The following is a 361-nucleotide window of genomic DNA, read 5'->3' on the forward strand; positions in this document are numbered from 1 at the left end:
ATTTGGTGGAGCCTAGCGGGATCGAACCGCTGACCTCCTGCGTGCAAGGCAGGCGCTCTCCCAGCTGAGCTAAGGCCCCAAGTTGTATGGTGGGCCTAAATGGACTTGAACCATCGACCTCACGCTTATCAGGCGTGCGCTCTAACCAGCTGAGCTATAGGCCCATACAATTTGCAGAATTAATTTATATCACATTTCTTTTTTAGAGTCAATACTTTTTTCATTGAACTCTCAAAACTAAACGAAATCAAAACACGGAAACTTATATTGATGAACAACGTTCATCCATTCTCCATAGAAAGGAGGTGATCCAGCCGCACCTTCCGATACGGCTACCTTGTTACGACTTCACCCCAATCAT

At 46.0% G+C, this 361-nt stretch carries 2 tRNA genes and 1 rRNA gene; all 3 read right to left on the minus strand.

The annotated features are described in order from the left end of the window. Positions 1–3 precede the first annotated feature (3 nt). Positions 4–79 (minus strand) — tRNA-Ala (locus tag MR059_RS21545). Positions 80–87: 8 nt separating this feature from the next. Continuing rightward, positions 88–164 (minus strand) — tRNA-Ile (locus MR059_RS21550). Between the two features lie 134 nt (positions 165–298). Next, positions 299–361: ribosomal RNA gene (locus MR059_RS21555) — 16S ribosomal RNA — on the minus strand; the annotation flags it as partial.

It is taken from the genome of Bacillus cereus group sp. BfR-BA-01522 (assembly GCF_022662635.1).
In the GTDB taxonomy this organism is placed as follows: domain Bacteria; phylum Bacillota; class Bacilli; order Bacillales; family Bacillaceae_G; genus Bacillus_A; species Bacillus_A cytotoxicus.